This window comes from Brachybacterium sp. AOP42-C2-15, assembly GCF_052377065.1.
Lineage (GTDB): Bacteria > Actinomycetota > Actinomycetes > Actinomycetales > Dermabacteraceae > Brachybacterium.
This window is the reverse complement of record NZ_JBQSWK010000022.1, coordinates 1-13,214: the sequence shown is the minus strand read 5'-3', so window position 1 is coordinate 13,214 and position 13,214 is coordinate 1. Positions and strand designations below refer to the sequence as shown.

Here is a 13,214-nt window from a genome sequence, read left to right as displayed (position 1 = left end):
AGGGGCTGCGGGGATCGTTGCGTTTCCGGCGGGAGCTGTCCCTCAGATGCCCAGCATCGTCAGCCATTGCTGGCGGAACACGAGCGCGATCACGATGATCACCAGCAGGTACCACAGCAGGGTCGCCACCACCCAGTGGCGCAGCGCGTTCGCGAGCGGCGTCGGCAGTCGCAGGTCACCGCTCTCGATGGTGCGGGCGAGGGTTGCGAAGAACATCGGTGCCGTGACCGTCCAGATCACCATGCACCAGGGGCACAGCGCCTTGATCAGGAAGATCGCGGAGATCGCCAGGAAGTGCACGTACCCGAAGGCGAAGGTCATCCCGCCCAGGCGGGCCCAGCGGAACCAGGTGGGCAGCACGGTTCCGGAGGCCATCAGCGCACCGATCGCGCCCATGATCGTGAAGCCGCCCAGCCCGATCGCCATGTTGGGGATCCCCAGCGCCGAGGACTGCCAGGTCATCATCACGTTGCCGCAGGAGATGAAGGGGTTCACGTCGCAGGACAGGCTGCCGCCGGGGTTCGCGAGCAGGAACTCCTTGCCGACCTGCAGCTCGAGCGAGGCGATCCATCCCACCAGCGCACCGATCAGCAGCACCAGGCCGGTGAGCCGCTGTCCGGCTCGGCTCTTCGAGGAGCGCTCCGCGGCCAGCTCCGCATCGATCTCGGCCAGCAGCGCCGCGTCGTCGGCGCCGTCAGCAGCGGGGTCTGCGGGGTCTGCGGGGTCCAGGGCGGGCTCATCGTTCATGGCAGGACCGTGCTCTTCCGTGCGAGGGATCAGGTCTTCAGATCGGGGAATCTCAGGCGATCAACGGGTTCTCAGGTGACCGGGTGCTCACGGAACCAGGCGGCGAGATGCTCGTTGCCCTCGTCCATGCTCACCCGTGGCGTCCACTGCAGACGCTCGCGGGTGCGGCGCTGGTCGAACCAGTGCGCGGTGGACATCTGCTCGGCGAGGAACTCGGTCATCGGCGGTTCGTCATATCCGGGTCGCTTCTCCCAGATCCGTTCGATCACCCGACCGGCGAAGCGGGCGGCGGAGCCGGGGACCTTGAGGGTCGGGGCCGGGACGCCGGCGGCCTCGCACCAGCCGGCGAACACATCGCGCACGGTGCGGGGCTCGCCGTTGGAGACCACGAAGCTCTCCCCGTGCACGTCCTGGATCCGGTCGTGCGCGGCGACGATCGCCTCGGCGGCGTTGGTGACATAGGTGGTGTCGATCAGGGCCATGCCCTGGTCCAGCAGCGGCAGCCGGCCTCTGCGGGCCCGGTCCACGATGCGGCCCACCAGCTGCGTGTCCCCCGGTCCCCACACGATGTGGGGGCGGATCGAGGTGACCAGCAGCCCGTCGGCCCCGTCGGCCTCCATCGCCAGTAGCTCGGCGGCGGCCTTGGTGCGGGCGTAGCTGCCGCGGGCGCGGGTCGGGTCTGCGAGGGTCGCATCGAGGCCCACGATCGCGCGGCCCAGATGCGCGACCGACGGCGAGGACACGTTCACCAGTGCTCCCCCACCGTTCGCGCGCAGGGCGTCGACCACATGGCGGGTGCCCTCGATGTTGATCGCGCGGTACTCGCTCTCCGGGCCGGAGATGGACACCTTCGCGGCGAGGTGGATCACCGCGTCGGCGCCGCTGACCGCACGGCGCACGTCCTCCGCCTCGGTGAGGGAGCCGCGCACGTCCTCGACGCCGTCGATCCCGGCAGGGCGGCGCTGGAAGGCGCGCACGGTGGCGCCGCGATCCCGCAGCGCGGTCGCGACCGCGCCGCCCAGCATCCCGGAGGCGCCGGTGACCAGGATCGTGGGGGCGCTCACAGAGCGTCCGCCTTCTCGCCCTGCAGGGTCTGCTCGGACCAGCGGGACAGGGCCGCACGGTCGATCTTCGAGTTGTGGCGGATGTCCGTCGGCAGCGCGCGGGTGGTGAACACCGCCACCACCTCGACGCCGGAGCGCTCCCGCACCGCGCGGCGCACAGCCTCCTGCAAGGACGGCTCCGCGGGGTGGGGGCGGCCGGCCTTGCCGGGACGGTAGCCGTCCTCGGTCTCGAGGATCACCACCACCTGCTGGGTGCCGCGGGGGCCCACGACGGCGGCGCCCGCGCGGCGCACCGTCGGCACCGTCTCCGCGGCATCCTCGACCTGGACCGGGGTGAACAGGCCGTCGGCCGTGGCCAGCACATGATCCGCGCGGCCCTCGACCCACAGCCGCCCTTCGGCGTCGAGGTGGCCGACATCGCCGGTGGCGTGCCAGCCGGTGAAACGCATCGAGGTGTGGGTGGTGCGCCAGAGCATCAGGTAGCGGTCCCGCACATGCGGGCCACGGACCAGAATCTCACCGGTCGCGCCGGGCTCCGTGGTGACCTCCCCGGTGGTGCGTCCCAGCTCGTCCATCACAGCGATCGCGATCTCGACCCGTGGCACGGGGCGGCCGACGCAGACTCCTGCGCCTTCACCTGCCGCCTCGATGCCCTCGAGGTCGATCGCGGCCACCGCGAGGATCTCCGTCATGCCGTAGGGCGTCAGCGCGCGCGCATTCGGCATCAGGTCGCGCAGCTCGCGCAGCAGGTGCGCAGGGATAGGGGCGCCGGCGGAGAAGAAGCTCGCGGCGCGGGCCATCGCAGCACGGCCGTTCTCGTCGAGCTGGTCGGCGGTGCCCAGGATGTTCCGCAGCGCGGCCGGGGCCGTGAACACAGCCGGCTCGCCGAGGGCGTCGATCGCCGCGGCCAGCGCCGGTGCGGTCAGCTCGCCGGGACGGGTGATGTCCATGTCCGGCACCACCGTCGGCGCACCGAGCGCCGGGCCCAGCAGCGCGAAGGTCGCGAAACCGGCGACCAGGCCGCGCTCGGGGGCCAGGTCCAGGGTGTCCCCCACTGCGGCGAACATCGCTCCGAGCTGACGGTGGGTGAGCACCGCGCCCTTGGCGGGGCCGGTGGAGCCGGAGGTGAACAGGATCGCGGCGTCCGCGTCCGGTGACGGCCAGGCGGCGTCCAGCGGGGCACCGAGCTCACGCTGCAGCGAGCCGGAGCGGGCGAGCTCGGCGATCGAGGTCTCCACGCCGAGAGCTACCCGGTCCACGGTGGGCAGCTGCTCGACGGAGAGCCGGCGACCGGGCCAGCCCAGGGCGCGGGCGCCGACGAGCGCCTTCTTGATGCCGATGAACCAGTCGGGATGGGAGCCGATCGTGGCTCGGGTGAGACCGGGCAGGCCCAGCCCGGCGTCGGCCACCACGGCGACGGCGCCGATGCGGAAGCAGGCGTAGAGCACGCCCGTCAGATCTGCGCCGGGGGTGATCAGCAGGCTCACCCGGTCCCCGGGGCGCACCCCGTGGCCGAGCAGGCCGGCGGCGATGTCGTCGACCCTGCGGTTCAGCAGGGACCAGGAGATCTCCCGGGTCTCGCCGTCCTCGCCGCCCAGCTCCACCACGGCGGGGCGGTGGGCGTGGCGGGGGTCGCCGGCGAGCTCGGCGATGGGTGCGCCGATGTGCCGCTCGGGGGCGGCCTCGGCGTAGGAGGAGACGGCGCGCCAGGCGGGTGCCTCGGTGCGGGGCTCCTCGGCGGTGCCGAAGGTGGTCTCGAGCCACTCCGCGACCAGTCCGGCGACGTCTGCGTCCTCCCACACCAGGTGGGAGGCCTTCTCGAAGCGGTGCACATCAGCGTGCGGGACCCGCTGGATGAGGTCGCGTAGGAAGCGGTCGTTGAAGGTGATGTCCTTCGGCCCCCAGGCGAACAGGGTGGGGACCTTCAGCTCCTGGATCCCGGCGGCGACCCGCTCGAGGGTGGGCCGGGAGGGGTGGTGTTCGGCGGCCGGGATGTCGGCGACGAACTGGTCGATCCCGAGACGGCGCGTGCGGCCGCGATACGGGGCGAGGTAGGCGTCCTGCACCTCGCGCGGCAGCGCCGGCTTGGACAGCGCCAGGGTGGTGCGCAGGAAGGTGTCGGTCACCGAGGTCGACGGGGTGCGGAACCACGGCGCGGTCGCGAGCTGCAGCGCCTTGGGGAGCGCCTCCTCGAGCTTCTGGTGGACACCGGTGTTGGTGAGGATCATCCCGATCACGTCGTGGCGGTTGTCCAGCGCCCACCCGGCGGAGATCAGGCCGCCCCAGTCATGGCCGACGGTCACCACCGGGCCGCGCAGCGACAGCGCGTCGGTGAGCAGGGACAGGTCCGTGATGCGGTCCTGATAGCGACGCTTCAGGCCGGTCCGCTCGGACCATCCCATCTCCAGCTGGTCGACCGCGATCAGGCGCCAGGGGATGTCCGCGCGCACCAGCGAACGGAACAGGAAGGAGTAGGTGGGGTTGCCATGGACGGCCAGCAGCGTGCCGCGCGGCGTGATCCCGCGCTCGGCCAGCAGCGGGCCGGAGTCCAGCAGGTGCCAGCGACGCTGCTCGCCCGAGTGGTCGCGCACCTGGAGGGTGCGGCTGAGCCGGGGATCGACCCCGGGCATCGCCGGAATCTCCTCAGTGGACGCGCGTCGGCGCCCCGTGCTGCGGGCGGTGTTCACCACTCGACCTCCATCATCGCCGTGTTCAGACCTGAGCCGACCCCCATCAGCAGCACCCGCTGCCCGCGCTGGATGTCGTTCTGGACGTGCGCGAGAGTCATCGGCACCGCTTCGGCGGCGACGTTGCCCCAATCCCCGAGAGTCATCGGGATGCGGTCCATTCCCACTCCGGTGATCTTCGAGAAGTTCCGGATGTACACCGTGGAGACCTGATGGGGGATCACGAGATCGAGGTTCTTGAAATCGTGCCCCGCCTCATTGGCGCCCTTCCAGGTGTCCAGGATGAGCTGGATGCCGTTCTCGAGCAGGCCGGCGGAGTCCGTGCGCATGTCGTGCATGTCCGCCACGCACAGCTCGTGATGCTCGGTCCCGGCGCGGGCCTGGGTGTGCTTCAGGCGGTGGCCCTCCGGGTGTTCGTCGGACGGTCCGAGGACAGCGGCGGCGGCGCCCGATCCCAGGGTCAGCGAGGCGAACTGGTTGTTGAAGTCCGCGCGGGTGGAGGTCTTCGAGTTCAGTCGCTCCACGGTCCCGCGCTGCACCTCCTCGACGTCCTCCGCGCCCACGACCAGGGCGTACTTGATCTGCCCGGAATCGATCATGGCCGAGGCCATCGTCATCGCGTTGACGAAGCCCAGGCAGGCGTTGGTGATGTCGAAGTTCATGCAGCCGGGAGGCATGCCCAGCGAGTGGTGGATCCCGGTGGAGACCGCGGGCTCGAGGTGCTGGCGGGAGACGGAGGCGTTGATCAGCAGCCCCACCTGGTCGCGCATGATGCCGGCCTTGGCCATGGCGCGCTCGGCGGCGAGCACCACGCCCTGCTTCCAGCCGTTCTGGGTGTCGCGCCACCAGCGGCGCTCATAGACCCCGGCGACCCGCTGCAGCACGCCCTTGGGCAGACGCAGGCGCTTGCGTGCCGGCGTGAGCATCTCGTCGATCTCATCCGAGGTGACTGTGACCTGCGGAAGGCTCATCTCGATCGCGAGCAGGCTGGTGTTCCTGTGGACGATCCCTGTGTTCCCGTTCCCCATCAGCGTGCGCTACCTCGTCAGTCTGTGTGTGTCGTGGCCGGATCGCGTCATTCTTCCACCCATGCCTGAGGAGACGCTCAAGGGGTGGCCGATCCCACGTCGCCCTCGTCCCCGTCCTCGAGCAGGTGCCCCAGGTGGTGGCGTGCGAAGGCGAGGCTCTGTCGCAGGGTGCGCTCGCGGATCTCGGGCTTGCTGCTGGTGGTGACCTCGAGCAGCACCGACCCCTCCCAGCCGCGGTTGGCCAGGCGGCGCAGCACCTCGGCGCAGGGCTGGTTCCCCTCGCCCGGGGGCAGGTGCTCATCCTTCGTCGAGTTCCCGGAGCCGTCGGCGAGATGCAGATGGGTGAGCCGGTCCCCGAGCCGCTCGATCATCTCCAGCGCGTCATCGCCGGCGGTCGCGGCATGCGAGAGGTCGACGGTGACGTGGGCGTAGTCCTCGTCGGTGGGGTCGTGGTCGGGCAGATAGTTCAGCAGCTCCCGCACCCCGAGCCGCCAGGGGTACATGTTCTCCACCGCGATCGCGATCCCGTGCTCCTCTTCGAGCGCGGCGACGCCCTCGACGAATCCTCGCGCGTACCTGCCCTGCCAGCGGAAGGGCGGGTGCGCCACGATCGTGGGCACCTCGAGCTCCTTCGCGATCTCGATCGTGCGCTCGATCTTGACCCAGGCGTCCCGACCCCACAGGCCCTGCAGGAGGAACAGGGTGGGCGCATGGAGGGAGAGGATCGGCAGCTCGAACCGCTCGGAGTACTCGCGCAGGAGCTTCGGGTCCTGGCTGTCCTTGGGGTAGGAGACCATCACCTCCATCCCGTCGTACCCGATCTCGTGCGCGAGCCGGAACGCCTCCTCGACCCCGGCGGGGAAGACCGAGGAGGTGGACAGACCCACCGGGATCCGGCGCTGCGGATCCTGGTCGCTGCGGGGATCGCCGGCCGACAGCCGCTTGGACAGCTTCTCGCGGGCGGTGCGCTGGGCGGTGCTGGGCCGGGTGTAGGGCTTTCGGGCAGTGCCCGACGAAGCGTCCGTCGACGGACGGTCACGGCGTGGACTCACGGCATCTCCTCGGGGCTGAGCGGGCCTCGTCAGTATGCAACAGCGGGCGCGCCTAGACTCCTCAGCATGCCTGTTCGAGATCTCACCGCCCAGGACTTCGTCACCTACAAGACGATGAGCTCCGGTGCCTTCGGAGGGTCCTACGATCCCTCCTCCGCGGCCGCTCCGCAGGACTTCTCCCTTGGTGAGACCGCGCTCGGCATCGATGCGTCCGGGCTGCCGGGCGGTCTGGACGGGGTCCTCGCCGCAGGCGCCCGGATCCGCCATGACCAGATCACTCTCGGCGGAGGCCTGGTGGGCTGCGGCGGCATCGCCGGTCTCGTCGTCCACCCCGCCCACCGCGGCGACGGGCTGTTCAGGACGCTGCTCACCGCGGTGATCGCGCGCTGCGATGCGGAGAGCCTCCCGGTCTCGATGCTCTATCCCTCGCATCCCGCGATCTACCGCCGGTACGGCTACCAGGTGGTCGCGCGGGGCCAGTCGCTGATCGTGCCGCTGGTGGAGCTGCAGCGGATCCCCGCCGTGCCGGACCGGCGCCTGGTCCCGGTCACGGCGGCCACGATGCCCCGCCTGCGGGAGCTCTACCACCGCCTGAGCGCGGGCGACAACGCGATGCTCCGCCGAGAGCCTCCCCTGTTCGCCGAGGGCCTGCCCGGTGCGGGCTGGTCCGCGCTGCTGCTCCAGGACGAGTTCGGCACCAATCACGGCTACCTGTCCTGGACCCGGCACGGCCAGGACCCCCGCGGCGTCGGCCTCGACGTGCACGAGCTGATGGGCCGCACCCGTTCCGATCGGCTGGCCCTGCTGCGATCCCTGGGCTCCTGGTCCACGGTCACGGAGCTGGTCCGGCTGCGGGTGCGCACCGAGGACCCCGTGCTCGATGTGCTCCCCGGCGCCGGGACCCGCCCCAGCCCGGAACCGGTGCCGCTGGTGATGATGCGGGTGATCGACACCGCCGCGACCCTCCGCGCCCGCCGCGCACCGGAGCAGCTGAGCGGCCGCATCCGCCTGGTCGTCGAGGACGGGACTGTCCCTGCAGGCACCTGCCGCGCCGCCGGCACCTTCCTGGTCTCCGCGGACAGCGGCACGATCGCGGCGGAGCCGGAGAGTGCCAGGGTGCCGGAGGTCCTCGGCACCGTCCGCCTCGACATCCATGCCGCCTCCTTGCTGCTGATGGGCGGGCGTTCCCTCGCCGATGCCCGTCGCCTCGACCTCACCGCAGCGGCCGACCCGGCCGCCGAGACCTTCCTGGATGCTCTGCTGGCCGGTCCGCGGCCGAGCGTCATGGACGCCTTCTGATCCCGACCTCGAACTCCGGAGCACCCGCATGGCCAAGCTGCATTTCAAGTACGGAGCGATGAACTCCGGCAAGTCCGACACACTGATCAAGACCGCGTACAACTACGACGAGCGCGGGCTGGCCACGCTCACCGTGAAGCCCGCGCTGGACACCAAGGGCGAGGACTGGGTGGTGGCCCGCGGCGGTGCCAGGCGCCTGGTCGATGTGCTCGCCGCCGCCGGTGACGATGTGCGCGCCCGGGTCCATGCGACGGCCGACGAGCGCGGGCTGCGCCCGCTGCACTGCGTGCTGGTGGACGAGGCGCAGTTCCTCGAGCCCTCGCAGATCGGAGATCTTTTCAAGATCGCCAAGCAGGATGGGATCTCGGTGATCTGCTACGGGCTGCGCGCTGACTTCCGCACCGCGATGTTCCCCGGTGCGAGCCGGCTCTTCGAGCTCGCCGACAACATCGAGAAGCTGCCCACGATGTGCCGCTGCGGTTCGCAGGCCGAGTTCAACTGCCGCATGGTCGACGGCCGCTTCGTCTTCGAAGGGGAGCAGGTGGCGATCGACGGTGCGGAGGTGACCTATATGTCGCTGTGCGGGCCCTGCTTCATGCAGGAGCAGGAACGCGCCGGCGTCACCGTCCTGGGGTGACACCGGCGCGTTCGGGAGCTGCGCTGCTCGGGAGCTGAACTGTTCAGGAGCTGAGCGGCTTGTCCTCGCCCACCTCGGCGTCGCCACCGGCATGGGGGCTGGTGGAGCTCTCGTCGCCGCTCTTGTGATCCTCACGAGCGCTGCCGATCCGCTCCTTGGCGCTGCCGGCCGCGTCGGCCACCGCACCCTGGACGTTCGAGGCGACCTCGGGGGCCTTCTCCTTGACTGCGTCGGCGGTGTCATGGGCGACCCTGTTCGCGGTGTCCTTCGCCTGCGCGGCACGTCGCTGGACCTCGGGATCGTCGGCCACCTGCCGTGCGGTGCGCTCGAGCGACTCATAGGGTCCGCGACCTGCACGGGATCCGACCACGAAGCCGATCGCGAGTCCGGCCAGGAAAATGAACTTCTTCATCACTGCCTCCAGCATCGTCCGGTGTCTGTGCCACGCATCGTGCCACAGGAGGCGCGTCGGGAAAGGACTTCACCGACCGAGCGGTCCATTGCAGCTCCGTGAGCGGGCCTGTCCTCAGGCCTGACGCGCTCGTCCCACTTCGGTTCCCTTTCGGTCACAGAACCTCCACCTCCGAGTCTCCGCGGCCCCTCCCGTAGGCTCGGCGAGGACTTACGATCAGAGGATCGCAATGCCGCGTTGATCAGTAACGAGAAGGAGACTTCGTTGTCCCCCGTACCCACCTCGCAGTCCCCGCTCGACGACTCCCCCACCACCTCGTTGACCGTGGAGGAGGTCGCCGCGCAGGTCCACAGCTGGGTGCATGCGGCAGCGCTCCGCCCGGTGCCGGGGCCCGCGAGGATGCTCTCCGATCTGCTGAGAGACCCGAAAGGGCTGGATTTCACCCTCGCCTTCGTCGATCGCGTGATCCGGCCCGAGGATCCGCGCGCCGCAGCCGTGGAGCTCCGCCGCCTCGCCCAGGACCCGCCGGCCTTCCTGCCGGCGCCGCTGCGCCGGGTGCTGGGGCTCGGCGGCGTCGCCTCCTCCCTCGCTCCGAGCGTGGTGGTGCCCACCGCTCAGGCCGCGATGCGTCGCATGGTCGGCCACCTCATCCTCGATGCCCGCCCCCGCCAGCTGGGAGCCTCGATCGCACGCCTCACCGCCGACGGCACCGAGCTCAACATCAATCTGCTCGGCGAAGCGGTGCTCGGCGCGCAGGAGGCCTCCCGCCGGATGCAGGGGCTCCGTGAGCTGGTGGCCCGCCCGGACATCGACTACGTCTCGATCAAGGTCTCCTCGCTCGTGGACCATCTGCCGCTCTGGGCCACCGCCGAGACGGTAGACCACACGGTCGAGACACTGCTTCCCCTCTACCTCGATGCCGCCCGCCGGGAGCAGCCCACCTTCCTGAACATGGACATGGAGGAGTACCGGGATCTCGAGCTGACCCTGCAGGTCTTCGAGAAGCTCCTGGACCGTCCCGAGCTCGAGCACCTCCACGCGGGCATCGTGCTGCAGGCCTACCTGCCCGATGCGCCCTCCGCGATGGCCCGGGTGCGGCGCTTCGCCGAGCGGCGGGTGGCGGCCGGGGGTGCTCCGATCAAGGTGCGCCTGGTCAAGGGCGCGAACCTGGCGATGGAGCAGGTCGAGGCTTCGGTGCACGGCTGGAGGCAGGCGCCGCTGCTGTCGAAGGAGGAGACCGACGCGCAGTACAAGCGGATGCTGCTCGAGGCGCTGCACCCCAGCCGACTGGACGCGGTCCACCTGGGCATCGCCGGCCACAACCTCTTCGACGTCGCCTTCGCGCACCTGCTGATGCGCGAGCGAGACATCGGTGCCGGTCCCGGCCACGGCGTGGAGTTCGAGATGCTCGCCGGGATGGCCCCTGGGCAGCAGGCCGTGGTGCGCGAGGCCACCGGCACGATGCGTCTGTACGTGCCGATCGTGCACCCGCGCCACTTCGACGTCGCCGTCTCTTACCTGGTGCGCCGTCTCGAGGAGAATGCCTCCTCGCAGAACTTCCTGTCCGCCGCGTTCGAGCTGGACACCTCCGAGGAGCTCTTCGAGCGGGAGCGGCAGCGGTTCACCGGCGCCCTGGAGCGGGCGCTGCGGGAGACCTCCCTGCCCACCCATCGGGACCAGGACCGCATCGCCGAGGTCGTGGGGGGTCGGGGCGTGCTGCAGCTGGGCTCCCCCGGCCTGCCGGCGGTGCCCGGCGCCTTCCGCAATACCCCCGACACCGACCTCTCGACCCCCGCGAACCAGCAGTGGGCCGCGCAGCTCACCCATCGCATCCGCGGCTCTGAGATCGGCGACGAGGAAGCCCGCGCCGCGCGACTCACCACCGTGGAGGCCGTCACGTCGACCATCTCCCGCGCCCTGACCGCACAGCCTTCCTGGGTGGGTCTGGGAGTGGAGAAGCGCGCCGGGATCCTGCGCCGAGTGGCGGGCACCCTCGCTGCGCATCGGGCCGAGCTGCTCGAGGTGATGGCGGCGGAGACCGGCAAGACCCTCGAGCAGGGCGATCCGGAGGTCAGCGAAGCGATCGACTTCGCGCTCTATTACGCCGAACAGGCCGAGCAGCTCGCCCGGCAGGGCGATCTGCAGGCCACGGCCCGGCCGCTGACACTGGTCACCCCGCCCTGGAACTTCCCGGTCGCGATCCCCACCGGCGGCGCTCTCGCCGCACTCGTGACCGGCAGCAGCGTGATCATGAAGCCCGCTCCGCAGGCTCGTCGCTGCGGCGCACTGATAGGCAGGCTTCTCCACGAGGCCGGTGTCCCCCAGGACGTCTTCACCCTGGTCGATGTGCCGGAGGACGAGGTGGGCCGAGCGCTGATCTCGGACCCGCGGATCGATCAGCTGATCCTCACCGGTGCCTCAGACACCGCCACACTGTTCGCCTCCTGGCGGCCCGAGCTGCGGATCCTCGCCGAGACCAGCGGCAAGAACTCGATCATCGTCAGCCCGCAGGCGGATCTCGACCTGGCAGCCCGCGATGTCGCAGCCAGCGCCTTCGGCCACGCCGGCCAGAAGTGCTCCGCCGCTTCCCTGGTGATCACCGTAGGATCCGTGACCACCTCGCGGCGCTTCACCGCACAGCTCGCCGACGCGGTGCTGAGCCTGCACGTGGGCCGGCCCACCGACCCGACCGCACAGATGGGCCCCGTGGTCGAGGCCCCCGGTGAGAAGCTCCGCTCGGGGCTGACCGAGCTCGCGGACGGTGAGGCCTGGCTCTCCCGACCCCGCCAGCTGGATGACTCCGGCACCCTGTTCTCCCCGGGCGTGCGCACCGGTGTCGAGGAGGGCTCCGCCTTCCACCTCACCGAATACTTCGGACCGGTGCTCGGGGTCATCCACGCCGAGTCCCTCGAGGAGGCGGTGCGGATCCAGAACGGCACCGCCTTCGGGCTCACCGCCGGGCTCCATTCGCTCGAGCCCGCCGAGGTCGCCTGGTGGACGGAGCACGTCGAGGCCGGGAACCTCTACGTGAACCGGGGTATCACCGGGGCGATCGTGGAACGGCAGCCCTTCGGCGGCTGGAAGCGCTCGGCCATCGGCCAGACCGCGAAGGCGGGCGGGCCGAACTATCTGGTCCACCTGATGGACTGGGCCGACGCCCCCGCCACCTCCGACGCGCTGTCCGACCCAGAGACCTGGCTGGCCTCGGCACGACACAGCGACCGCGAGCACTTCTCGAGCACTTTCGCTCCCCGCGACGTGCAGGAGCTGCACGGGGAGATCAACGTGCTGCGCTACCTGCCGCTCCCGGTGCTGATCCGCGCCGCCTCCGGCGCAGCCCCGCAGGAGCTCGAGCGGGTGCTGCATGCCGCAGCGACCGTCGGCGCCGAGGTGGAGGTCTCCGTCGCGGACCATGAGCTGGTCTCCGTCGCCGAAGCGGCGGGTACCGCGGTCACGCTCGAGGACAGCGTCGCCTTCGCAGGTCGCATCCCCGCCCTCACCCAGTCCCGCATCCGTCTGATCGGCGAGCCCGACGCGGCGCTGCGCCGGGCGATCGCGGAGCACATCGAGGTGGCACTGTTCACCGGAGTGGTGGTCTCCAGCGGACGGATCGAGTTGCTCCCGTTCCTGCACGAGCAGGCGATCAGCGCCACGGATCACCGCTACGGCAATCCGCTCCCCCACCCGCTGGATCTCACCGGCGGCCAGGGCTGGGCCCGCGGCCGGGACTGAGCCCCGACCCAGCACGCAGCTCGCACCCGGCTCGCGTCGTCTCGCGCCGATTCGGCCCCCTCCGGCCCCGGCTCGCGTCGAGATCGACGTTCGGTACAGATTGCAACAAGCATCCTGCTCCGTACGTCGATCTCGGTGCTTCGCCGTGGTCACGCCGACGCCGTCCAGCCCTGCCGAAGCAAGGCGTCGCGGACACGGTCCACGGCCTTGCGACAGCCGTACTGAAGATCCTCAGCCGTGGTGCGCACCTCGACCCATCCTGCCCGGGCCCGCCGCTCGCCCCTGGCGATGTCCTTCGCCTGCTGCTCCGGAGTGAGATGAGTGGGCCCGTCGTGCTCGAGCGCGACCCGCCACGTCGGCCAGTGCAGATCGGGCTGGCCGAGATCGATCCCGGCCCCGAGCCTGTCGACTCCACCGACCGGGCGCACATTCGCCAGCGGTTCCGGGAGCCCGGCCCTGACCAGGGCGAGCCGCAGCGTGGTCTCGGCGGGCGAATCGCTGTCGCGACGCACCTGCGCTACCGCCGCCTGGAGCCTGCGGGCACCCCTTCCGTGGA

The 13,214-nt window shown here is 70.7% G+C and carries 9 protein-coding genes and 1 pseudogene; 3 read left to right on the top strand and 7 right to left on the bottom strand.

Annotated features, from left to right (window positions below; all coding sequences use genetic code 11):
• Nucleotides 1-42 precede the first annotated feature (42 nt).
• From ACT3SQ_RS12510 to ACT3SQ_RS12490, 5 genes are all read right to left on the bottom strand, one after another.
• The gene (locus ACT3SQ_RS12510) at nt 43-747 is read right to left on the bottom strand and encodes a vitamin K epoxide reductase family protein (RefSeq protein WP_444601176.1); all 705 of its coding nucleotides are present in this window, start codon (nt 745-747) and stop codon (nt 43-45) included.
• Nucleotides 748-818: 71 nt separating this feature from the next.
• Nucleotides 819-1,811, bottom strand: coding sequence for an NAD-dependent epimerase/dehydratase family protein (locus ACT3SQ_RS12505; protein WP_444501902.1), 993 nt, complete (start codon nt 1,809-1,811; stop codon nt 819-821).
• Nucleotides 1,808-4,441: an alpha/beta fold hydrolase gene (locus ACT3SQ_RS12500; RefSeq protein WP_444601180.1), complete on the bottom strand. Its 2,634-nt coding sequence runs from the start codon at nt 4,439-4,441 to the stop codon at nt 1,808-1,810. Before ACT3SQ_RS12500 ends, ACT3SQ_RS12505 begins: the two co-directional genes overlap by 4 nt.
• A gap of 53 nt (nt 4,442-4,494) precedes the next feature.
• Nucleotides 4,495-5,526: a 3-oxoacyl-ACP synthase III gene (locus ACT3SQ_RS12495; RefSeq protein WP_444501903.1), complete on the bottom strand. Its 1,032-nt coding sequence runs from the start codon at nt 5,524-5,526 to the stop codon at nt 4,495-4,497.
• Between the two features lie 77 nt (nt 5,527-5,603).
• Complete coding sequence (locus ACT3SQ_RS12490) at nt 5,604-6,578, bottom strand: sugar phosphate isomerase/epimerase family protein (protein WP_444501904.1); 975 nt, start codon at nt 6,576-6,578, stop codon at nt 5,604-5,606.
• 66 nt (nt 6,579-6,644) lie between these two features.
• Between ACT3SQ_RS12490 and ACT3SQ_RS12485 the strand changes: the two genes are divergently transcribed.
• Together ACT3SQ_RS12485 and ACT3SQ_RS12480 are read left to right on the top strand one after the other, a co-directional pair.
• A complete protein-coding gene (locus tag ACT3SQ_RS12485; protein ID WP_444601175.1) occupies nt 6,645-7,877 on the top strand; it encodes a GNAT family N-acetyltransferase in 1,233 nt (410 codons plus the stop codon).
• Between the two features lie 28 nt (nt 7,878-7,905).
• Entirely contained in the window at nt 7,906-8,514 is a 609-nt protein-coding gene (locus ACT3SQ_RS12480; RefSeq protein ID WP_444592137.1) for a thymidine kinase, read from the top strand.
• A 43-nt stretch (nt 8,515-8,557) separates the two neighbouring features.
• On the opposite strand, the gene ACT3SQ_RS12475 is transcribed toward ACT3SQ_RS12480, so the two are convergent.
• A complete protein-coding gene (locus ACT3SQ_RS12475) occupies nt 8,558-8,926 on the bottom strand; it encodes a hypothetical protein (protein ID WP_444592138.1) in 369 nt (122 codons plus the stop codon).
• Between the two features lie 264 nt (nt 8,927-9,190).
• Between ACT3SQ_RS12475 and ACT3SQ_RS12470 the strand changes: the two genes are divergently transcribed.
• Complete coding sequence (locus tag ACT3SQ_RS12470) at nt 9,191-12,658, top strand: bifunctional proline dehydrogenase/L-glutamate gamma-semialdehyde dehydrogenase (RefSeq protein WP_444592139.1); 3,468 nt, start codon at nt 9,191-9,193, stop codon at nt 12,656-12,658.
• A 149-nt stretch (nt 12,659-12,807) separates the two neighbouring features.
• Here the strand turns inward: ACT3SQ_RS12470 and ACT3SQ_RS12465 are convergent.
• A pseudogene (locus ACT3SQ_RS12465) lies at nt 12,808-13,214 on the bottom strand (hypothetical protein); the annotation flags it as partial.

Bases quoted from the DNA above. Each gene is read 5' to 3' on its own strand.
- ACT3SQ_RS12510 (WP_444601176.1), bottom strand. From the start codon at position 747: ATGAACGATGAGCCCGCCCTGGACCCCGCAGACCCCGCAGACCCCGCT.
- ACT3SQ_RS12500 (WP_444601180.1), bottom strand. From the start codon at position 4,441: ATGCCCGGGGTCGATCCCCGGCTCAGCCGCACCCTCCAGGTGCGCGAC.
- ACT3SQ_RS12495 (WP_444501903.1), bottom strand. From the start codon at position 5,526: ATGGGGAACGGGAACACAGGGATCGTCCACAGGAACACCAGCCTGCTC.
- ACT3SQ_RS12485 (WP_444601175.1), top strand. From the start codon at position 6,645: ATGCCTGTTCGAGATCTCACCGCCCAGGACTTCGTCACCTACAAGACG.
- ACT3SQ_RS12480 (WP_444592137.1), top strand. From the start codon at position 7,906: ATGGCCAAGCTGCATTTCAAGTACGGAGCGATGAACTCCGGCAAGTCC.
- ACT3SQ_RS12475 (WP_444592138.1), bottom strand. From the start codon at position 8,926: ATGAAGAAGTTCATTTTCCTGGCCGGACTCGCGATCGGCTTCGTGGTC.